Genomic DNA, 20082 nt, shown 5'->3' on the forward strand with positions numbered 1-20082 from the left:
CGGGTGGGGCCACGGATCGAATCGATCCGTGGCCCCACCCGTTCGCTGCTGCCGGTCTAGGTGCTAGGCCAGGCAAGCGGGATCAACTGGGTTACTCCCGAACGCGGGCGCGCTGCAGAGCGACCGCCCCTGCGATCAGCAGGGAGCCCGCGCCGAGGACAAGCACCAGGCTGTTGGCTCCGGTGCGTGCCAGCGAGGGGCGGGACGGCGTCGTAGCGGAGGCGGTTGCAGCAGGCGCGCTGGTCTTTCCGCTGGTCGCCTTGGCGGTCGCCGGGGCAGAGGGCGTGGTCGGGGCAGTGGCCTGTGCGCTCGGCGACTCGCTGGGGGGCGCGGCCTCCGTCGGTGTTGTCGACTCGGAAGGCGTAGGCGACTCGGAAGGAGCCGGGGACTCGCTCGGAGTCGGGGACTCGGAGGGAGTCGGGGACTCGGAGGGAGTCGGGGACTCGGAGGGAGTCGGGGACTCGCTCGGAGTCGGGGACTCGGAGGGAGTCGGCGTCACCGGAACCGAGCCGTCTGCGGAGCCGCCGCCATCGCGACGAACCACGGTGGTCTCAGCATTGTGCGAGGTACCGGCGATGACCACAGAGGCGTCATCGGTCCAGGGGCCTGCTCCGGTGAACGTCATCGGCAGGATGATCCGGGCGAACTGGCCGGTCGGAATCACGATCGTGCCCGTGATGGTAGTGTCGTCGCAGCTAGTGACGGTCACCTGGGCGCTGGAGCCTCCGGTGGGGTCACCCCACTCATTGCGGCCGGTGTAGGAGTAGGCGGAGGCTTCGCACGTGAAGGCCTGGCCGGCAGAGGTGACGGTATCGGTCCACTCCGCCGTTACGGAAGCGGCTCCGCCCGCCATGTCCTCGGTGATGGTGGGGGTCTGAATCGTGACACTGCCCGGGCGGGTGCCGGATTCGTCCGCTGCGGCTGCAGAACCGTACTTGCCCGCGGCGCGGGGCATCTCGGTGCAGTTCCCAACGCACTCCCCGACCGGAACTACAACCGTGGTCACCTTGCCATTTGTGTTGAAAGTAAGAGTCTCAGTAGTTGACGGCGTGATCGCACTTGTCAGGCGCGTGTCAATCCAGCCGGAGAGAGTGACATCCTGGTGGGACTCGACGTACTCAGTCAGAGTAATCACCAGGCGGCCCGTGTCAGCGCCTTCGTCAGCGACGTACGTCATGGTTGCGGCGACGTCGCCTTCCTTGGTGCTGAGGTTCCAGGTGGTTCCGGAGTCGAAGCGGAGTTCTGCAGGCGTGCTGATCTCATAGGTCTGGCCGGCGCAGTGGCCTTCCTCAAGTGCGAGGTCAAACTGCAGTTTTAGCATTTCCCAGGCGACCGCCGTGTTATCGGCGGACACGGGCTGATCATCCTTGAGAAGCGAGATGTCAGGGGTTTCGGAAGTTGCGGTGCAGCTGCCTTCAACAGCACTCGCCGTGGTGTGGAACGCCGCGGGGACGATCATCGCCAGGGCCAGTGCTCCCAGGGCAAGCACCGCAAGAAGACGTGAAGCTGCGCGAGCGCGCATGATGCTCCTTTCCTCAGGTGCGTGCGGGGTCTATTAGTAGTGGGACCGGCTGCCGCGGGAACTGCGTCACGCCCGACGTTTATAGCTGTGGGGCGAGTAATGGCGAGTCTCCGTGACGGCAGGTTTCAGTTGAGCATCATACCTGCGGGTGGAGGTGGAAGCCGGCGTTTCTGACAGGAAATGAGTTGTAGCCTGTTGCGTTTGTCACCGGAGTACTAACCAGTAAATTGCTAGGCTGCGCTATGCGACCGCCATTCAAGTGTGCGTCTCCCGTGACCGTGGCTGAAACCGGGCCTGCGCAGGCATGTCGCCGCGATGCTATGGGAATACCGCAGGACTGTGCAGCGCGCGCGGGACCGAAGTCTGTAAGCGATCCGCAAATGAGCGAAGAAGTCGGTAACAGGGGCACGACCGGCGCGCAGTGAGCGGGCGCGTGCGGCTTCAGGCGGTGGCGTCCGGGATCGGCCCGCCGTCGTCTCCTTCTGCTACACGAATCGCCCAGTCGCCGCTTCCGTGCGCCTCGGCGGTGGGGGTGCGGATCATGCCCTCCTGGGCGATGGAGGAGACCAGTCGGCCCGCGGAGTCGAACACCTCCGCGCGGGCCATCGAGCGTCCGCCCTGAGAAGTGGGGGAGTCCTGAACGAACAGCAGCCAGTCGCCGGCATCCACATCGCGGTGGAACCACTGGGCGTGATCCAGGGTTGCCAGGCTCATGCCCTCACTGCGCCAGGACAATCCCTGACTACGCAGCGCCGGCTCCAGCATGACCTGGTCGCACATATAGGTCAGCAGCGCCCGATGCACCGTCTGAGTGGTGCTCGGTGGAAGTGCTCCGCGCGATCGCACCCACAGATGCTGCCGCCCCTGTACGCGCTTGCCCGGGCGCAGGTAGATGTTGCCTTCCACGTGCCTAATGTCGAAGGCTGTAGTGCGCCCCAGGAACTTTGCCACCGGGTGATCAATGGAGCGGAAGATCTCCAAGGCGCTGACCAAGTCATCCGGCCGCGGCACGTCGGGCGCCGCCAGCTGCACCTCTGTGCCCTCCTGCTGCTCCTGGAATGAGGCGACCATGGTCAGGATCGGCACGCCGTCCTGTGTGGTGGTGGTGCGTCGCTGAGAGAACGAGCGGCCGTCGTGCATGCGCTCGACGTCGAATCGCAGTTGTTGCCCGGGCTTGCCGCCACGCATGAAGAAAGCATGCACCGAGTGGGGTTGGCGGGGACCATCACCGTCATCGACCATGGTGGCGGCCGCCGCGAGCAGGCCCTGGGCCACGACCTGCCCGCCGTAGATCCGTCCGGAGATCTGGGGGAGCGAGGAGCCGGTGAAGGCCTCAACCCCGTTCCCCGCGCCGGTCACCTCCTCCAAGGCGAGGATCCGCGTAACGGAGCCAAGTGGTTCGGTGCTGGCGGGGGGAACGGGGTATGGCCGTGTCAAAGACCGAGCTCCTCCAGAATCGGCAGTTCGGCGCGTACCGCCTGCCGGGCCTCATCGGCGGTCGCCGACGCCGTGGCGATGCCGGCCAGGCGCTGGCAATCGGCCAGGTCCACCGACTTCAGCACGGCGTCGACATCAGGCAGGGCACGTGCGGTCATGGACAGGCTGGCCACGCCTAGGCCCACCAGCACCGTCGCAAGCGCCGGATCGGCGGCGGCCTCACCGCAAACGCCGACCGGACGACCGTGCGGGGCGGCGCCGTCACAGGCCTGCTTGATCAGGCGCAGCACGGCAGGCTGCCAGGCCGTGGACAGGTCCGCCAGCGAGGACAGCAGTCGGTCCGCCGCCATGACGTACTGGGTCAGGTCATTCGTGCCGATCGAGGCGAAATCGGCGTGCTCGAACATCTTGTCCGCCATGATTGCGGCCGAGGGCACCTCAATCATCATGCCCGCAGTCTGCAGGCCGTAGGAGCGGGCCTTCTCGGTGAAGGCCTTCGCCTCCTCCGCTGTGGAGATCATGGGTGCCATCACCCATACCTTGGCCTCGGTCTCGGCCTCCGCCTTGGCCAGTGCCTCCAGCTGGTGGTCGAGCACCTCCGGGTCGCGGCGCGTGGTGCGGTAGGCCCGTACACCGAGGGCCGGGTTCGCCTCGGTGGCATCGGTGAGGAAGGGCAGGGGCTTGTCGGCGCCGGCGTCGAGCGTGCGCACAACCACCTTCTTCCCGGGGAAGGCGGCCAGCACGGCCTTGTATGCCTCAACCTGCTCGTCGACGCTCGGCTCCTCCGGCTGATCCAAGAAGCAGAACTCGGTGCGGAACAGGCCCACGCCCATGGCGTTTGCCTCCGCTGCCGAGCGGGCGGCAGCACCGTCACCCACGTTGGCGAGCAGCTGCACCTCGTGGCCGTCCTTGGTGGCGCCGTCGCCGTTGAACACGCGCACGCGGCTGGCCAGTTCGCGGGCGCGGCGCAGCTGGTCCTCGCTCGGATCGAGGACGATCGTTCCCTTGGTGCCGTCCACCAGGACGATGTCACCATCGGAGAGCTGGTCGGTGACCTCGGCGCCGGTACCTACGATCGCCGGCATGCCCAGGGCGCGGGCGAGGATGGCGGTGTGCGATGTGGGACCGCCCTCGGAGGTTACGAAGGCCACGACCTTCTCCGGGTCCAGCAGGGCGGTGTCTGCAGGGGCGAGGTCCTCGGCAACCAGTACGAAGGGCTCCGGCAGACGGGGAATGCCGGGCATCGGCGAGTCGGTCAGCACCGCGACGATGCGGTCGCGGACATCCTGCACGTCACGCGTGCGCTCTGCCATGTAGCCGCCCAGGGACTCCAGCATGGAGGCGAGGGTGCCGGCGGCCTCCCAGACGGCACGCTCGGGCACGAGGCGGCGCTCACGCACCATCGCCTGAGCCGAGGAGGTCAGCGTGGGGTCGGCTGCCATCTGGGCAGTCGTCTCCAGGAGCGTGCGGCCATCACCCTTGGCCTCGGCGGCGGAGAGCTCGAGACCCTTCTTGACTGTCTGCGCGGCCGCGGCGATGCGGTCGCACTCCTTGTCAATGTCGCGGCTCGGATCCAGGGTGGCGATCTCGGGCTCGGTGATACCGGGTGCCATGCGGGCGACGGGTCCGGCGACGAGTCCGGGGCTCACGCCAATGCCGGTCAGAGGGGTTGGGGTTGCGGCGGACGGGGCCATACGGTGCTCCTCAACAGCGATGGAGACGGGTGTCATGACTCATTGTGCACCGAGTCTGTGCTTCGGGGAGCGATTCTGCCATTGGATGAATGACGATTGACACCCTGGGCTCGGCCCTGGAGTCGGACGGACAGCACTCTACGGCTTCACTCGTGTTCCCCTAAGGCGCGGCCTCGGGCGGCGACGCCCGCCCTGCGTGGGCCGGGAGCTGAATGCGCCCGCTGCGACCGCGAACTGCGATAAAGTGATGTCGAGCACGAGGTACTACGAGGAGCACGCATGAGCACTGCAGCCGAAATCGTCGCCGGCCTGGGCGGGCGCGAGAACATTTCCGACCTGGAGCCCTGCATCACTCGTCTGCGGGTTGAGGTTGTTGATCAGGAGAAGGTAGACGAGGAGGCGCTGCGCGCCACCGGTGCGTTCGGGGTGGTCCGCTCCGGCCGGGTGGTTCAAGTGGTGGTGGGTCCCACAGCGGACACGATCGCCCAGGAGATTGCTGAACTCGACTGACGGCGGGCCTGCCCGGCGGCCGTGGCGAGCGGGCCCGGCCGCCCGCGGCGGCCCGCGTGGGGCTGGGACTGCCCGGCTAGGTGAAGCGGGCGCCGCCCGGCGTGGGCGACTGGCATTGGCGCCGAACGTATGAAACGCTTTCTGCAAGAGATGTTCCCGCCCGCCGCGTCGGCCGCGCAGCCGCTCGGTTGAGCCGGTGGGGTATCACTTGAAAGCAACTTCCCGCGCCCCAGGTAACCGGGGACGCCACCTCGCGCGCACGCGCGACCGAGCACTAGGCTGAACCGCAATGACCGAATCGACCGCCGCATCCGACCTTCCTGACGAGCGTCTCAAGCAGCTCGCCGAGGCCCACGGGGTCTCCACCGAGTACTGGGACTTCCATGGCAATCTCGCTGCCCCGTCGCGCACCACGCTGGTGGCTGTGCTGGCAGCACTAGGCGTAAAGGCCGATACCGCGCAAGAGGTTGAAGAGGCGCTGCGCGAGGTTGAGATTGCCCCGTGGCGCCGGACCCTGCCGCCTACCGTGGTGGTGCGCGCCGGCACCCAGGCAACTGTGCCGGTGCACATGCCCGAAGGCGCTCATGTCCAGATGCACATCATCCTGGAGGAGGGCGACACCCTGCAGCTGCTGCAGGCGGATGACTGGACCGCGCCGCGGGAGGTCGATGGTGCCACCATCGGGCAGGCATCCTTCGTTATCCCCGAAGACCTGCCGTTGGGCTGGCACACGATCGTCGCGGAGATCGACGGCTCCGACGAGCGCGGACACTACCGTGCAACCGCCGCGCTCGCGGTGGCCCCGGACCACCTGGACCTGCCCGCGTCCCTGGGCGGCCGGGGCTGGGGGGTCATGGCCCAGCTGTACTCGATTCGCTCCCGCGACTCCTGGGGAGTCGGCGACGCGGACGATCTGACCGAGCTGGTCGGTTTCCTGGGCGACGAGGGAGCAGACTTCCTGCTGATCAACCCTATGCATGCCGCCGAGCCGGTGGGTCCGATGACGCCCTCGCCGTACCTGCCGGTCACGCGGCGCTTCGTCAACCCCATCTATATCCGGCCGGAGAACATCTTGGAGGTCTCCCGGTTGTCCGGCCCGCGGCGCTCGCTGGTGCAATGGGCCCACGAGGAGGTCGCGGACGCGAACCTGACCGCAGACGCCATTGATCGTGACGCCGCATGGAAGGCCAAGCGCGAAGCCCTGGAAGTGATTTTCGCCGCCGGTCGCTCCCGGTCCCGGCAACGCGACTTCGAACGCTTCCGCCAGGCCCAGGGGCAGGGGCTGGAGCGCTTTGCGCTGTGGTGCGCGCTCATGGAGAAGTACGGGAACTTCGAGGACTGGCCGGACAACCTTAAGGACGCCTCCAGCGCTTTTGTGGCCAATGAGGCGCGTACCCTCGCGGACCGCATAGACTTTTACGCCTGGCTGCAATGGATCGTCGATGAGCAGCTGGCGCGGGCCCAAGCCGAGGCGAAGGCCGCCGGCATGAGCCTGGGCCTGATGGATGACCTGGCGGTCGGCGTACACCCCCGAGGCGCGGACGCCTGGGCCGAGCCGGAGGCCTTTGCGGCCGGCGTCGGCGTCGGCGCCCCGCCGGATATGTACAACCAGCTGGGCCAGAACTGGTCCCAGCCGCCGTGGGACCCGGTCCGGCTGGCGGAGACCGCCTACGCGCCGCTGCGGGACATGGTCGGCACCGTGCTGCGCCATGCCGGGGCTCTGCGTATCGATCACGTCATCGGGCTGTTCCGCCTGTGGTGGATCCCGGACGGCCTGCGCGCGGACCAGGGCGCATACGTGCGCTACGACCATGAGGCGATGATCGGTGTGCTCCTGCTGGAGGCGCACCGGGCGGGCGCCGTCATCATCGGCGAGGACCTGGGCACGGTGGAGCCGTGGGCGCGCGAGTACCTGGCCAGCCGGGGCGTGCTGGGCACCTCCGTGCTCTGGTTCGAGAAGCAGGAGGAGGACGGCTGGCCGCTGGAGCCGGGAGCGTACCGGCACCTGTCCCTGTCTACGGTCAACACCCACGACTTGCCGCCCACCGCCGGATATCTCGCGGATGAGCACGTGGCACTGCGCGAGCGGCTCGGGCTGCTCACGGAGCCGGTCGACCAGGTGCGCACCGAGGCCCGTATCGAGCGGGAGCGCATGCTCAGCCGCCTGCGCGAATACGACCTGCTGAGCGAGGACCCCTCCGAGCGGGAGACCGTCGAGGCGCTGTACCGCTATGTGGTCCGCACGCCGTCGGCCCTTGTAGGGGTCGCCCTGGTTGACGGCGTGGGCGAGCGCCGCGCGCAGAACCAGCCCGGCACGGATCAGGAGTACCCGAACTGGAAAATGCCTCTTGCGGACGGCTCGGGAGAGGTTGTCCTGGTAGAGGATCTGCCGAGCAACGTGCGTCTTGCCAGTCTGCTTACCGCCGTGCGCGAGGAGTTTCGTCGCTGATCCCGGCCGCCGCCCGCGTCGAAATCGTGGCGGCGGTCGGTCAGGACCGGATGCACCGGTCAGGCCCAGGTGAATAGGGCCTCGCCCGCATCCACATGGGTACGGGCGGCGGCCTGGGCTATCTGAGCGGCGTCAGCCTGGAGGGCTACGACCGGGACGATCGGACTGCGGCCGCCGGCGGCGACGGCGCTCGGGCACCAGGTGACCACCGGGTCGCCTACGGTTACGGCATCGCCCTGCTCAACCAGAAGCGTGAAACCCTCCCCTTCCAGCTGCACGGTGTCCAGGCCCAGGTGTACCAGGACACCGCGCCCGGAGGTGTCAGCCACGATGAAGGCATGGGGGTGGATCTTGGTGACTCTCCCGCTGACCGGGGCCAGCGCGGTCACGTTCCCACCGTCGGCGGGATCGGGGTCGACGGCGACTCCGGGACCGAGCATCCCGGCGGCAAACACCGGGTCCGGCACATCGCTGAGCGCGATCACGCGACCAGCAAGAGGGGAGTGGATCAAGGTGTTCATCAAAGCTCCTTCGTGCCTTCGTGAGTGTTGTCCGGTACCAGTAGTGGGCAAGGGGCCCGGTTCCGCCGTTCGTCATGCCGAGCGCGGAACCGGGGCCGCCCGTTCAAGCGAACGTGTTCACTCGCCCGCGTGTCCCCGGGCCTGGACTCGCATCACCCTGAGGGTGTCGTCGAGGTTCTCGCTCACGATCCGGCGGAAGGCGGCGGGAGCATCGATGTGAGCGGCCAGCCAGCCCTCCAGAGCGGCGGCCGGGTCGACGCCGGGCAGCCCCACGGTGGTGGTAGACCACAGTCTGGCCAGCAGATTCTCGGCCATGTGGAAGGTGCGCGAGCTCCAGATGCCGTCTGCCTCCCTGACGTACTCCGAGACGTAGGGGGCCAGCAGCTCGGGGTTGCGCTCGACCATGTTGAAGCCGGCGAGCATCTTCACCTGAGTCTCATTGGGCAGGGAGGCGTTGTCCACCAGCTCGCGCCAGGCTGCTGCCTTCGCCTCCGCGGTGGGAACGGCGGCCCGCGCCTGGGCGGCGCGCTCACGGCCCGTGGTTGTACGGTCGCGCGCCTCCTCGGCGGCGATCTCCGCCTCGCCGCAGCGGCCGGCGGCGACCAGCCCCACCAGCAGCTCCCAGCGCAGGTCTTGGTCCACCACCAGGCCCGGCAGGGGTGCCGACCCGGCCAGCCAGGCGGCGACGGCGTCGAGCTGGTTGCTGGTGACGGCATGAGCGGCGACGGCGCGCACCAGCTGTAGCTGGGTGTCGCTGCCGGCCTCGGCGGCGCGTGCTAGGTCCAGCAGCGTGTCAGTGGTCGACGCAGCCGCTTCCCGACGCTCGGCCGGGGGCAGGTAGGCCGACAGGCAGGTCGCCACCCGCGCCAGCAGCCCCTGCACTACGCTGGAATGCGTCTCGGCACGCAGTGCTCGCAGCGCGGCGGCCAGGAAGTCGACGGCCGGCAGCTCGCCGTCGCGCACCATGTCCCAGGCGCTGGCCACCAGCACCGAGCGTGGCAGGGAGGTGGTGAAGGACTCAACATGCGCCAGCCCGGTGGCGAGCGAGGCGGCGTCCAGGCGCACCTTGGCGTAGGTCAGGTCCTCATCGTTCAGTAGGAGGACATCAGGGCGTACGGTGCCTACCAGCTCGGGCACCTCGGTGCGCGCCCCGGCGACGTCGAGCTCAATGCGTCCGGTGCGCTCCAGGGCGGCCGGGGCCTGGGACCCGAGGGCGTAGGAGCCCAGCACCACGCGGTGGGGGCGCAGCGAGGCCGGCGAGCCTGCCGGAATCTCCTGCACGATCGCGGCGGAGGTGAGCACGCCGTCGGCATCGGTGTCCAGCTCCAGGCGCAGTGTGGTCACACCCGCCTCCTGCAGCCAGACCCGGGTCCAGGCGGACAGGTCGCGGCCGGAGACTTTTTCCAGCTCGCCAAGCAGGTCGGCCAGAGTGGCGTTGGCGTAGGCGTGGGCCGCCAGGTAGTTCTTGATGCCGGCGAAGAATGACTCGCGTCCCACATACGCCACCAGCGCGGACAGCACGGAGGCGCCCTTGGCGTAGGTGATGCCGTCGAAGTTGACCTCCACATCGTGCAGGTCGTTGATCTGCGCGGCGATCGGGTGGGTGGAGGAGAGCTGGTCCTGGTTGTACGCCCAGTTCTTCTCCAGCACCTGGAAGGTGGTCCAGGCGTCGGTCCAGCGGGTGGCTTCGGCGACGGCGAGCGTGGAGCAGTACTCGGCGAAGGACTCGTTCAGCCACAGGTCGTCCCACCACTTCATGGTGACCAGGTCCCCGAACCACATGTGTGCCAGCTCGTGCAGGATGGTCTCAGCGCGGCGCTCGACGCGTGCCTGCACGGGGCGGGAACGGAAGATGTAGTCGTCGCGGTGGGTGACGATGCCGGCGTTCTCCATCGCGCCGGCGTTGAACTCGGGCACGAAGGCCTGGTCGTACTTGCTGAAGGCGTACGGAGTGCCGAATAGCTCCTCGTAGTAGGCGAAGCCGTTCTTGGTGATCGACAGGATCTCCTCGGCGTCCATGAACTCCGCCAGGCTCTTGCGGCAGTACACGCCCAGGGGAATGTTGCGGCCGTCGGCGGCCGTGTAGACGTCGGTGGATCCCGTATAAGGGCCAGCCACGATCGCCGTGATGTAGGAGCTGATGCGCTCGCTGGGCGCAAAGGCGAAGGTGTGTGTGCCGGCGGCGGCCGGCGTGGGTACGGGCGTGGGGGAGTTGGACAGCACCGTCCAGCCCTCGGGCACGGTGACGGTGAAGCGGAAGGGGGCCTTCAGATCGGGCTGCTCGAACACGGCGTACACGCGGCGGGCGTCGGGCACCTCGAACTGGGTGTACAGGTAGGTCTCGCCGTCAGCCGGGTCGGTGAAGCGGTGCAGGCCCTCTCCGGTGTGCATATAGGCGCAGTCGGCGACCACGGTCAGCTCGTTGTCCGCGCGCAGGTCCGCCAGCGCGATACGCGAGTCGGCGAAGACCTGCTGCGGGTCGAGCTCGTTCCCGTTGAGTGTCACCGCGTGCACTGCCGGGGCGATCAGGTCGATGAAGGTGGACGCCCCCGGGGTGGCGGTGAAGCGGACCGTCGTGGTGGAACGGAAGGTGGTGTTGGCGGAGTCCGCGGCGCCGGACAGATCCAGGACGACGTCGTAACTGTCGGCGGAGACGACGGCGGCGCGGGCCTCCGCCTCCTCGCGGGTGAGGTTCTGACCGGGCACGAAAGCTCCTTCAGTCGTATTGGCAGATGCTCTGGGAACCGCGGTGTGAGCCGCGAGTCCCCGGGCGATTGTCGCATCGACGGCCTGGGGCCGGAAATCGGAGCATGCGACGTGGGTGCACGTGGGCCGCCTGTGTGGGGAGGGGCGGGAGCGACGGCGGTTATCTGGGGCTAAAGGCCCATCTCAAGCCGCAGTAGATGATCGAATCGTTCAATATGGTGATCGATATGATCGAACAACTTGACCGGCGTGCCGGAAGCAAGCGTGCTTGAGGTATCAGATGATCGAACCGATCATTTTACGGCTCTCGCATGAGAGAACCGCTCAGTTTTGAGGTACAAGGAGGTATCCATGACAGCAGCAGCTACGCCCGTGCGGCGGCAGGGCAAGACCAACTGGCGTTGGGTCGTCGCCGTCGTTTGCGCCATCGGCCTGGCCATCAACTACATCGACCGCTCGGCGATCTCGGTGTCTCTGCCCTATATGACCAAGGACTTCCACATCACTCCCGGCGAGCAGGGGCTCATCCTGTCGGTCTTCTCCTGGTCGTACGCGATCATGCAGATCCCCGCGGGCTCCCTGATCGACAAGTTCGGCGAGCGCGTCATGTTCGGAGCCTCGGTGTTCGTGTGGTCAGTGTGCACCGGCGCCACCTTCCTCACCAGCAGCTTCGCCATGCTGTTCGGACTCAGGCTCGGCCTTGGCATTGGCGAGTCGGGCGCCTACCCCGCATCTGCAAAGACCGTCTCCCGCTGGTTCCCCCAGCGGGAGCGTGCACGCGCCACCTCCGTCTACGACTCCGGCGCGCGTATCGGCTCGGCCATCGCAACCCCGGTGATCGCCGGGATCATTGGACTGTGGGGCTGGCGGTGGGTCTTCCTGATCGCCGGTGTGCTCGGGATCCTGTGGGCCCTGGGCTGGTGGGCGCTCTATCGCCGTCCACAGCTTGTCAGCTCAATCGGCGAGGAGGAGATGGCGGTTATCAACGAGGGCCGCGACGAAGAGGAGCGTGAGGCGGCTGCGGCCGGCACCGAGAAGGCCATCCCGGTACTCATCCTGCTGCGCAAGCGCGCCGTGTGGGCCATGATGATCGGCTTCTTCTGCGTGAACTTCGCGGTGACGTTCTTCCTGACCTGGTTCCCCACCTACCTGGTCGACGAGCGCGGCTTCGACCTGCTCAAGCTCGGAGCCTTCGGCGCGATCCCCCCGATCTGCTCCATCATCGGCTCGTGGAGTGGCGGCCTGATCAACGACGCATTGCTCAAGCGGGGCTGGTCGGTGACGCGCGTGCGCAAGACCTGCCTGGTCGTCGGGATGCTGTTGTGCGCCGTGATCGGCGGAGCGGCCTTCGTTCCCACCGCGGGACTGGCGCTGGCACTGATGTCGGTGTCCTACTTCGGCTCCGCCTTCACCATCGTGACCATCTGGTGCCTGCCCGCGGACTTCGTCCCGGCATCCACCGTCGGCGTGCTGGGCGGCACCCAGAACTTCTTCTCCAACATTGGATCCGCTCTCAACCCGATCGTCATCGGCTTCCTGTACGGCGCCACCGGTGCCTTCGGCCTGCCGCTGCTGCTGTCCGGCGCGGTCTCGGTCTTCGGCGCCCTGGTCTTCGCCTTCATGCTTCCCAAGGTCGAGCAGATCGACTTCTCCAGGGATGTGGTCGCGGTGTGAGGGCAGGGGCAGGAAACCACCCGGCGCGGATAGGCGCTAGTACAGCAGGCTGAACGGCGGGCTGGAGGGCCGGTACCGTGCGCGGCCCGGCGGAGACGATGCAACCCGATGCGACCACAATGACGAAAGGAGGTGGGACGATGCGGTCAGAAGCGATTCTCAACGACCAGGGAGGCACCATGGCCATCACCGTTCGCTCCAGCGTCACTGGCGAGCCCCGCACCAAGGGAGACCGGCGGCGGGCCCGGCTAGTCGAGCTGCTGGGCGAAGGCTCTGGCAGGAGTGCCTCGGTCAATGAGCTCGCGCAGGCACTGGATGTATCCGTGGTCACTATTCGTCGGGACCTGGCGCTGTTGGAGAAGAACGAAGTCATCTCACGCACCTACGGGGGAGCGTCGCTGGCCCCTGGGCGCAGTGAACTGACCATGGCGCAACGGCAGGTGAGCAACGTCGTCGCGAAGGAGGGGATCGCGCAGGTGGCGGTCTCCCTCCTCAGCGAGGGGGACCTGGTGATCCTCGACGCCGGCTCCACGGCGGAACGCATCGCCGCCGCCATCGACAACCGCTTCGAGCTCACCGTGGTCACCAACGGGCTGCGCTGCATCAACCGGCTCGTGGGGCAGGACAAGGTCCACGTGCTGGTGCTGGGCGGCAACCTGCGCGGCATCAACGAGACCATCTGCGGGGGCGATGCAGAGATGACCCTGTCCCGCATCTACGGCAACATCGCCTTCGTCGGCGCCGACGCCGTCAGTGCCGAGCGGGGCATCGCCTCGCGCACCTACGACCAGTCCCGGCTGAAGTCGATGATGCTGCGCCAAGCCTCCCAGGTGTACGTCATCGCCGACTCCTCCAAGCTCGAGGATGACACGGACTACCCCTACTGGTCCCCGCTGCCCCATGAATGGGGGCTCATCACCGACGCCGGCGCCTCGGCCGAGCAGATTGAGGCCCTTGAGGACCGCGGCGCCACCACCATTCTGCTCGCCGGCGAGCAGAACCAAGCAGACTCACTCAGTTTCAAGGAAGAACCATGACTAGCAAAACGACAGTCGTCCCGACCGTCGACTTGAGCGCCACCATGCGCAAGGCCGTACTGCACGCCGCCAACGACATGCGGATCGAGCAGGTGCCGATCCCCGAACTCCAACCGGGCGACGTCCTGCTGAAGGTGACCGGGGCCCTGCTGTGCGGCACGGACGTGCGCATCTACACCGGCCGTAAGACCCGCAATGTGACCCTGCCCTCCACGCTGGGGCACGAGTTCGCCGGCGAGGTCGTCGCCGCGAACGGTGACCTTCCCGACGGCGTGTCCATGGGTGACCAGGTCTGCGTCTACCCGCTGTACCGTGCGGGACCTGCTCCGCGTGCTCCAAGGGCCACCCCAACATCTGCCGCAACCGCGTCGCCTTCGGCTACCAGCTCGACGGCGGGCTGTCGCAGTACGTGCGGGGCCCCGCCCAGGCGCGTGAGAACCTGATTCCGATCAACAACGTCTCCGCCCTCGAGGCCGCCATCGTAGAGCCGGTCTCCTGCGCCCTGAACGGCCAGAACCTGGCCAAGGTGGCCGGGGCGGACACGGTCCTGGTGGCCGGCGCGGGGCCGCTCGGCCTGATCCACATCCGCCTGGCCAAGGCGCAGGGCGTACGCCAGGTCATCTCCGTGGAGCCCAACCAGGCCCGCCACGACATCGCCCGCGCCTCCGGAGCCGACCTGGTGCTCGCACCATCGGACGACATCGCCGACCGCATCCGGGAATGTGCCCCCGACGGCATCGACGTGGTCATCATGGCGATCGGCCGCCCTGAGGCCATGACCCCCTACCTCGGGGTACTCGCCCCCGGTGCCCGCATCTCCGTATTCGCCGGCTTCAACTCAGAGGCCAGGCTCGAGTTCGTTGCCAATGACATTCACTACAACGAGTACGAGATCGTCGGCGCCTCCTCCTGCCGCCTGGAGAACTTCCAGCAGGTCGCCCCGATGATCAACGACGGTCGGCTGAGGGTGGCCGACCTGATCGGCACGCAGCTCCCCCTAGACCGCGCCGTCGAGGCCATCGACCTGGCCGCCTCCGGTGCCGACATGCGCGTCGGCGTCGACGTCTGGGCCTGACGCCCGGCGACTCCTGCCAACCACCCCTCCGGCTCGCGTCCCCGACGCGAGTCCCGGCAAGCACACCCTTATTCGCCTCACTGACCCAACTTCTCCCGTGTGGTGGCTCGGCACAGGGCCGGGCTTGCACATCCGCACACAACCCGAAAAACCCCGAAAAACAAGGAGACAGAACCATGTCCGTCTACTCCATCAACCCCGTCGGCACCACCCCCGCCCTCGGCCGCCAGCTGCGTATGCGCCGCCTGCTCGGCGCGGACGGGCGCATGATGTCCGTGGCCCTGGACCAGGCGGTTCCGCGCGGCGTCGCCCCGCGCCTGGCCGACATCAAGAACACCTTCAACCGGATCATCGAGGGCGAGCCCGACGCCTTCGCCGTCTTCAAGGGCATCGCCGGCCACCTGCTGTGGGACACCGAAATCACCGTCCCGCTCATCATCAAGGGCTCCACCTTCTGCGTCGACTTCCACCCCACCTACGACGCCACCGTCGCCTCCGTCCACGACGCCATCCGCCTGGGCGCCGACGCCCTGGCCATCGGCATCTCCGCGGGCTCGGAGCACCAGGTCGCCATGCTGGAGATGATGTCCGCCACCACCGAGGAGGCCCACAAGTGGGGCATGCCGGTCATCTGCCACGCCTACCCCTCCGGCGAGCTGTGGGGTGACCGCAAGGGGTCCACCGAGTCCGTCATCTACGCGGCCCGGGCCGCCGCCAAGTGCGGCACCGATATCGTCAAGACCTGGTACACCGGCTCCGCCGCGGAGTTCAAGCAGGTCGTCGACGCCGTCCCAACGCCCGTGGTCGCCGCCGGCGGCGCCCCCGCCCCCAAGCCCATCAACGTGCTGGAGCAGGCCGCCGCGGTGATGGAGGCCGGCGGTGTGGGCATGACCTGCGGGCGCAACATCTGGTAGGCCGAGGACCCCGCCAAGATGGTGCGGGCGCTGCGCGCGGTGGTGCACGACGGCGTCGTCCCCTCCGAGGCTGTCAGGCTGCTGGACTGACGGCCGGCAGCGCCGCCAAGACGAGAGGATGACGGAGGTTCAATGATGAGCACATTCGTCGGAATCGACCTGGGGACCTCGGCCACCAAGGCCGTCGTCGGCATCGACGTCCACTGCCCGGTCGCCGTGCCTTAGGACGCGGCCGGGAGGGCCTGCGGACTGGGAGTGGTTTGGGACAACAACATCCTGCGCTACTACTTCAACCGGTTCTCGGATCAGCGCTCGGAGCAGGCGCTCGCGGCCACGGGGAACCACCCCTCGCAGTCGACCTTCATGGCCCTGGCTCACCCCTACCTGCGCAATCACGACGCCGACGCCTTCGCACGCATGGCCACCTTCGGCATGGCCGGCACCTGGCTCGGCGCCCTGCTGACGGGCCAGGCCGCGCTGGACCCCACCCAGGCCTCCTACTCCGGCATCTTCAACACGCTGGAGCCACAGCGGGGGTGGATCCAGGAGACCGTCGAGCTGCTTGGCATCGACCCGGACACGCTCCCGCCGGTCAAGCACGCGGTGCAGATCCTCGGCACGGTCACGCCGCAGGCGGCCGCCGACTTCGGTCTGCCCGTCGGCATCCCCGTGTCGGTCGGTTCGGCCGACACCCCGGCGGCCTCCTACGTCCTGGGTACCAGGCCCGGCACCAAGCCCTTCTTCATCATGGGCACCACCCATGTGATCAATTCCTGCCTGGACGCGCCGGACACGCGTGCCACCGCCCTGCAGCGCTGCGGCAACCGGCCGGGGGAGTGGCTGATCAATGGGGTGACCAACGGCGGCGACGCCCTGGCCACCGGGGCGCTGGCGGCCGGCTTCGGCGAGGCCGGCGGCGGCGTCGCCGAGATGATCCGCACCGCCTACGACATCTCCCGCGAGGACGCGGTCACGGCACCGTTCTTCATCCCGCACGTCATGCGGGAGCGGGGGCCGCTGTGGTTCGAGGCGCCCTGCGCCCGGCTGGTGGATATCACCCGCGAGACGTCTCGCGCGCAGGTGGCCCGCGGCATCGCCGACGTCGTGCTGCCGGAGGTCGTCTCCCGGCGAGTTAGCCCACGGCCGGACTGGGTGGCCATCAACGATGACCGCTGGGACGCCTTCCGCGTCTCCTGGACCGACGCGACCGGGCGCGAACCCCTGCCGGAGATCTGACCGCCCCGACCGCCCAACCCCATTTGTCACCCCTCACGAAAGGCAGTTCCATGACCACTTCAACAAATAGTGTGGAGGCTGTGAAGCCGCCCATGTCTGTGCACGTCGCCCGGCTACTGACCGACGCCGTCACCCACGAGCTCGACTCCTACGCCGGGATCAGCTTCGACGTCGGCCGGGAGGCGCCGCCCGCCCGGGCGGAACTGCTGGAACGGGTGGCGGGAAAGGATGCCGCCATTGTCACGCTCACCGAGCGCATCGATGAGGAGTTCTTCACCGCCGCCGGTCCGAGCCTGAAGGTGGTGGCCAACGTGGCCGTCGGCTTTGACAACATCGACCTGGACGCCGCCGCCCGCCACGGGGTCACCGTCACCAACACCCCCGGCGTCCTGGACGGCGCCACCGCCGACCACACCTTCGCCCTGATTCTGGCGCTCGGTCGGCGCATCGTCGAGGCCGATCGCTTCATCCGTGAGGGCAACGACTGGGTGTGGGGGCCGCGCATGTTCGTCGGCCTGGACATCTCCGCCGGGGCAACCCTGGGCATCATCGGTCTGGGCCGCATTGGGCGGGCCGTGGCCAGGCGTGCCCGCGCCTTCGACATGCGCGTCATCGCCACCGACGCGACCCGGCCGCTCGGCAGCAGCGTCGACGGTGTCGAGATCGTCAGTCAGGAGGAACTGCTGGCCACCTCCGACGTGGTCACGCTGCACGTGCCGCTGCTGCCCTCCACGCGTCACTTGATCAACGCCGAGACGCTCGCTCTGATGAAGCCGGGCGCCTACCTGGTCAACTGTGCGCGCGGCGGCATCGTCGACGAGCAGGCGCTGATCGAGGCGATCGACTCCGGGCACCTGCGCGGAGCCGCCATCGACACCTTCGAGGGCGAGCCCCGCGTCAACCCCGAGCTGATCGCCCGGGAGCAGGTGGTGCTCACCCCGCACACCGCCAGCGCCGGTGAGGCGACGCGCGACCGCATGTGCCGCCTCGCCGTCGACAATGTCATTGCCGTACTGGCCGGGCGCGAGCCGCTCACCGAGGTCAAAGCGTCCTGACCAGGCTGCGGGCACCGCGTACACGAGACCGAAAGGACAGCACCATGAAGTTCGCACTGGCGCCCGACTCCTTCAAGGAGAACATGACGGCCCTGCAGGCCGCCCAGGCGATGGCGCGCGGTGTACTAGACGTGCATCCCGACGCCGAGACGGTCATGGTCCCCATGTCCGACGGCGGGGAGGGCTTCGTGGATGCGGTTACCGCAGCCTGGGGCGCCGAGCCCGTGGAGGTGCCCACCGTCGACGCCCTGGGGCGGCCCCTCCGCGCCGCCTACGGGCTCGATGGCGATCGCGCCGTCATGGATGTGGCCAGCTGCGCCGGCCTGGAGCTCATCGCCCCCGCCGACCGCGACGTCCTGCACTCCAACACCGCCGGGCTGGGAGTGCTCATCGGGGACGCCGTGGGCCGCGGGGCGCGACGCATCATCCTGGGCATCGGCGGCTCGGCCACAAACGACGCCGGCCTGGGCATGCTCACCGCCCTCGGAGCGCGGTTGCTGGGTGAGCACGGCGAGGAGATCAGCCCCTACCCGGACCAGTTCGACCGCATCGTCGAAATCGACACCTCCGGGATGCTCCCGCAGCTCGCCCAGACCCGCTTCCAGGTGGCCTGCGATGTGACCAACCCGCTCACCGGCGCCGACGGCGCCACCGCCGTATTCGGCCCCCAGAAGGGCGTTAGCGAGGAGCTCGTGCCCATTCTGGATAGTGCCTTGGCGCACGTGGCTCGCCTATCCGGCCACGAGCCGGAGGCGGCCACGCCCGGGGCGGGAGCCGCGGGCGGACTCGGCTTCGCCCTGCGGGCCTTCCTCGGCGCGGAGCTCGAGCCCGGAGTCGAGCTGGTGGCCCAGGCGGTCGGCCTCGCCGACGCCGTCGTCGGGGCGGACCTGGTGCTGACCGGGGAGGGCTCGGTGGACGCCCAGACCCTGGCGGGCAAGACGCCCGCCGGGGTGGCCCGGCTTGCCGCGGAGGCGGGCGTGCCCTGCGTCGTCTTCGCCGGGCGCATCAAGGCCGGTGCTGAGAACCTGCTCTCCCACGGAGTCAAGGATCTGGTCAAGGTTGGTCCACCCGACGAGCCCCTGGAACAGGCCCTGCGCCACGGCCAGGAGAACCTGCGCCGCGCTGTCGGCGACTACCTGCGGCGCTGATACCCAGCCGGTGCGGGGCCGCCATGCGTGATTTCTACCGACCTGGGCGAGTCAGTCGGCGGGGGTGCAGGTGCCGGGGGTGTAGCCGTAGGCGGCCAGGGTCGCGTAGGTCTCGTCGGTCGGGGGCGCGGCGAAGCCGTCCCCGACCGGTCCTGCGGGGACCGTCACCAGGTTCACCCCGCTGTCCGCATCCGCCCCCATGGCGCCGCGCACGGTGCGGGCCAGGCGCGCCAGGTCGAGCAGCCCGGTGCCGACGTCGGTCCCGAGGTCTCCGGTCAGGGTCCAGGCGAGCGACTGCACCGCCAGGGGGTTGTGTGCTCGCTCCAGCATCCCTGCCAGTACAGCGCGCATGACGACGCCGGTGAAGCGGCTGCGCCGCTCGGCGCCCTCCTGCTCTGATAGTGCCACCCACTGCCCATCGCGCAGGACCTCCGGATGGCGTGAGCGCACGAGTGCCAGGGTATCCACACCGCTCAGATGCTGCGTGCCCGCGGTCTCGATCTGGAGTCCCGAGTAGGCGTCGCGTACGGGCTCGTCGACCTCGACGTCGACCCCGCCCAGGGTGTCGACGATGTCGGCGAACTGGGCCATGTCGACCGTGACTACGTGGTCGGTGGACACACCGAAGGCGGAGCAAAGGGAATCGACGGTGTGCTGTGGCCCTTGCAGGAAGGATGTGGCTAGGCGCTCGTCGAACATCTGCCCCTGTGCCACGGTCAGGTCGCGTGGCAGCACCAGCACGTTTACTTCGGAGGCGGCCGGCTGGACCAGCGCGACGACGTCGGCGCGCGCTCCCTGCCCCGCTTCTTCCACGCTGCCGTAGCGGTCGGGGCCTTCGGGCACCGCAGTGCGCGAGTCCGTGCCGATCACCAGCCAGGTCTCCGCCTGGGGGAGGGTGCTGCCGTCGGCGGTGGCGCTGCTTGCGCCCAGCTGCCGAGGCATGTCCACGTCGAAGCGGTCCATGCGGGCATGCAGTAGACCCAGGTCACCGAGTCCCAGACCGAGCCCCAGGGACAGGACGGTGAGTATGACAGTGAGCGCGGGACGCCGGCGGGCATGTGCACGCAGTCGCGCCCACCAGGCTGAGAGCGCCTGGTGGGCGCG

At 68.4% G+C, this 20082-nt stretch carries 16 protein-coding genes; 10 read left to right on the forward strand and 6 right to left on the reverse strand.

The features are described from left to right. Positions 1-91 precede the first annotated feature (91 nt). From GZ997_RS07585 to ptsP, 3 genes are all read right to left on the reverse strand, one after another. Positions 92-1522: an Ig-like domain-containing protein gene (locus tag GZ997_RS07585; protein ID WP_162679475.1), complete on the reverse strand. Its 1431-nt coding sequence runs from the start codon at positions 1520-1522 to the stop codon at positions 92-94. A gap of 441 nt (positions 1523-1963) precedes the next feature. Next, complete coding sequence (locus tag GZ997_RS07590; RefSeq protein WP_161923735.1) at positions 1964-2959, reverse strand: acyl-CoA thioesterase domain-containing protein; 996 nt, start codon at positions 2957-2959, stop codon at positions 1964-1966. Beyond that, the gene (gene ptsP, locus GZ997_RS07595) at positions 2956-4653 is read right to left on the reverse strand and encodes a phosphoenolpyruvate--protein phosphotransferase (protein WP_161925269.1); all 1698 of its coding nucleotides are present in this window, start codon (positions 4651-4653) and stop codon (positions 2956-2958) included. The genes GZ997_RS07590 and ptsP overlap by 4 nt, the downstream gene beginning before the upstream one ends. A gap of 279 nt (positions 4654-4932) precedes the next feature. Here ptsP and GZ997_RS07600 point away from each other — a divergent pair, with 279 nt between their 5' ends. Continuing rightward, positions 4933-5163 carry a PTS glucose/sucrose transporter subunit IIB gene (locus tag GZ997_RS07600; RefSeq protein ID WP_161923736.1) on the forward strand — a complete coding sequence of 77 codons (231 nt, stop codon included), beginning with the start codon at positions 4933-4935 and terminating at the stop codon, positions 5161-5163. Positions 5164-5452: 289 nt separating this feature from the next. After that, positions 5453-7612, forward strand: a complete 2160-nt coding sequence (gene malQ / locus GZ997_RS07605) for a 4-alpha-glucanotransferase (RefSeq protein ID WP_161923737.1) — start codon at positions 5453-5455, stop codon at positions 7610-7612. Between the two features lie 59 nt (positions 7613-7671). On the opposite strand, the gene GZ997_RS07610 is transcribed toward malQ, so the two are convergent. Together GZ997_RS07610 and pepN are read right to left on the reverse strand one after the other, a co-directional pair. Next, positions 7672-8133 (reverse strand): PTS glucose transporter subunit IIA, encoded by a 462-nt coding sequence (locus tag GZ997_RS07610; protein ID WP_161923738.1) that lies wholly within the window; start codon positions 8131-8133, stop codon positions 7672-7674. A 117-nt stretch (positions 8134-8250) separates the two neighbouring features. After that, positions 8251-10839, reverse strand: coding sequence for an aminopeptidase N (pepN, locus tag GZ997_RS07615; RefSeq protein WP_162679476.1), 2589 nt, complete (start codon positions 10837-10839; stop codon positions 8251-8253). Between the two features lie 351 nt (positions 10840-11190). Between pepN and GZ997_RS07620 the strand changes: the two genes are divergently transcribed. The 8 genes from GZ997_RS07620 to GZ997_RS07650 all read left to right on the forward strand — a co-directional run bounded on the left by GZ997_RS07620 (position 11191) and on the right by GZ997_RS07650 (position 18978). Then, a complete protein-coding gene (locus GZ997_RS07620) occupies positions 11191-12513 on the forward strand; it encodes an MFS transporter (RefSeq protein ID WP_162679477.1) in 1323 nt (440 codons plus the stop codon). A 140-nt stretch (positions 12514-12653) separates the two neighbouring features. Next, entirely contained in the window at positions 12654-13550 is an 897-nt protein-coding gene (locus GZ997_RS07625) for a DeoR/GlpR family DNA-binding transcription regulator (RefSeq protein WP_161923740.1), read from the forward strand. Beyond that, the gene (locus tag GZ997_RS12455; RefSeq protein ID WP_203234101.1) at positions 13547-13993 is read left to right on the forward strand and encodes an alcohol dehydrogenase catalytic domain-containing protein; all 447 of its coding nucleotides are present in this window, start codon (positions 13547-13549) and stop codon (positions 13991-13993) included. The genes GZ997_RS07625 and GZ997_RS12455 overlap by 4 nt, the downstream gene beginning before the upstream one ends. After that, positions 13960-14625 carry a zinc-binding dehydrogenase gene (locus GZ997_RS07630; RefSeq protein WP_203234102.1) on the forward strand — a complete coding sequence of 222 codons (666 nt, stop codon included), beginning with the start codon at positions 13960-13962 and terminating at the stop codon, positions 14623-14625. The genes GZ997_RS12455 and GZ997_RS07630 overlap by 34 nt, the downstream gene beginning before the upstream one ends. Positions 14626-14801: 176 nt before the next feature. Continuing rightward, entirely contained in the window at positions 14802-15539 is a 738-nt protein-coding gene (locus GZ997_RS07635; RefSeq protein WP_203234103.1) for a hypothetical protein, read from the forward strand. A 255-nt stretch (positions 15540-15794) separates the two neighbouring features. Further along, a complete protein-coding gene (locus GZ997_RS07640; protein WP_162679478.1) occupies positions 15795-16775 on the forward strand; it encodes an FGGY family carbohydrate kinase in 981 nt (326 codons plus the stop codon). A 50-nt stretch (positions 16776-16825) separates the two neighbouring features. Next, the gene (locus tag GZ997_RS07645; protein ID WP_203234104.1) at positions 16826-17830 is read left to right on the forward strand and encodes a D-glycerate dehydrogenase; all 1005 of its coding nucleotides are present in this window, start codon (positions 16826-16828) and stop codon (positions 17828-17830) included. 44 nt (positions 17831-17874) lie between these two features. Next, positions 17875-18978, forward strand: a complete 1104-nt coding sequence (locus tag GZ997_RS07650; protein WP_162679479.1) for a glycerate kinase — start codon at positions 17875-17877, stop codon at positions 18976-18978. Positions 18979-19029: 51 nt separating this feature from the next. On the opposite strand, the gene GZ997_RS07655 is transcribed toward GZ997_RS07650, so the two are convergent. Continuing rightward, positions 19030-20082, reverse strand: a 1053-nt coding sequence (locus tag GZ997_RS07655) for an LCP family protein (RefSeq protein ID WP_238994351.1), incomplete at its 5' end; no start/stop codon positions are given.

The organism is Actinomyces sp. 565 (assembly GCF_010365615.1).
In the GTDB taxonomy this organism is placed as follows: Bacteria; Actinomycetota; Actinomycetes; order Actinomycetales; family Actinomycetaceae; genus Actinomyces.

Coding starts and splice junctions, on each gene's coding strand:
- GZ997_RS07620 (WP_162679477.1), top strand. CDS start 11,191: ATGACAGCAGCAGCTACGCCCGTGCGGCGGCAGGGCAAGACCAACTGG.
- GZ997_RS07625 (WP_161923740.1), top strand. CDS start 12,654: ATGCGGTCAGAAGCGATTCTCAACGACCAGGGAGGCACCATGGCCATC.
- GZ997_RS07635 (WP_203234103.1), top strand. CDS start 14,802: ATGTCCGTCTACTCCATCAACCCCGTCGGCACCACCCCCGCCCTCGGC.
- malQ (WP_161923737.1), top strand. CDS start 5,453: ATGACCGAATCGACCGCCGCATCCGACCTTCCTGACGAGCGTCTCAAG.
- GZ997_RS07600 (WP_161923736.1), top strand. CDS start 4,933: ATGAGCACTGCAGCCGAAATCGTCGCCGGCCTGGGCGGGCGCGAGAAC.
- GZ997_RS07585 (WP_162679475.1), bottom strand. CDS start 1,522: ATGCGCGCTCGCGCAGCTTCACGTCTTCTTGCGGTGCTTGCCCTGGGA.
- GZ997_RS07645 (WP_203234104.1), top strand. CDS start 16,826: ATGACCACTTCAACAAATAGTGTGGAGGCTGTGAAGCCGCCCATGTCT.
- GZ997_RS12455 (WP_203234101.1), top strand. CDS start 13,547: ATGACTAGCAAAACGACAGTCGTCCCGACCGTCGACTTGAGCGCCACC.
- ptsP (WP_161925269.1), bottom strand. CDS start 4,653: ATGGCCCCGTCCGCCGCAACCCCAACCCCTCTGACCGGCATTGGCGTG.
- GZ997_RS07650 (WP_162679479.1), top strand. CDS start 17,875: ATGAAGTTCGCACTGGCGCCCGACTCCTTCAAGGAGAACATGACGGCC.
- GZ997_RS07610 (WP_161923738.1), bottom strand. CDS start 8,133: ATGAACACCTTGATCCACTCCCCTCTTGCTGGTCGCGTGATCGCGCTC.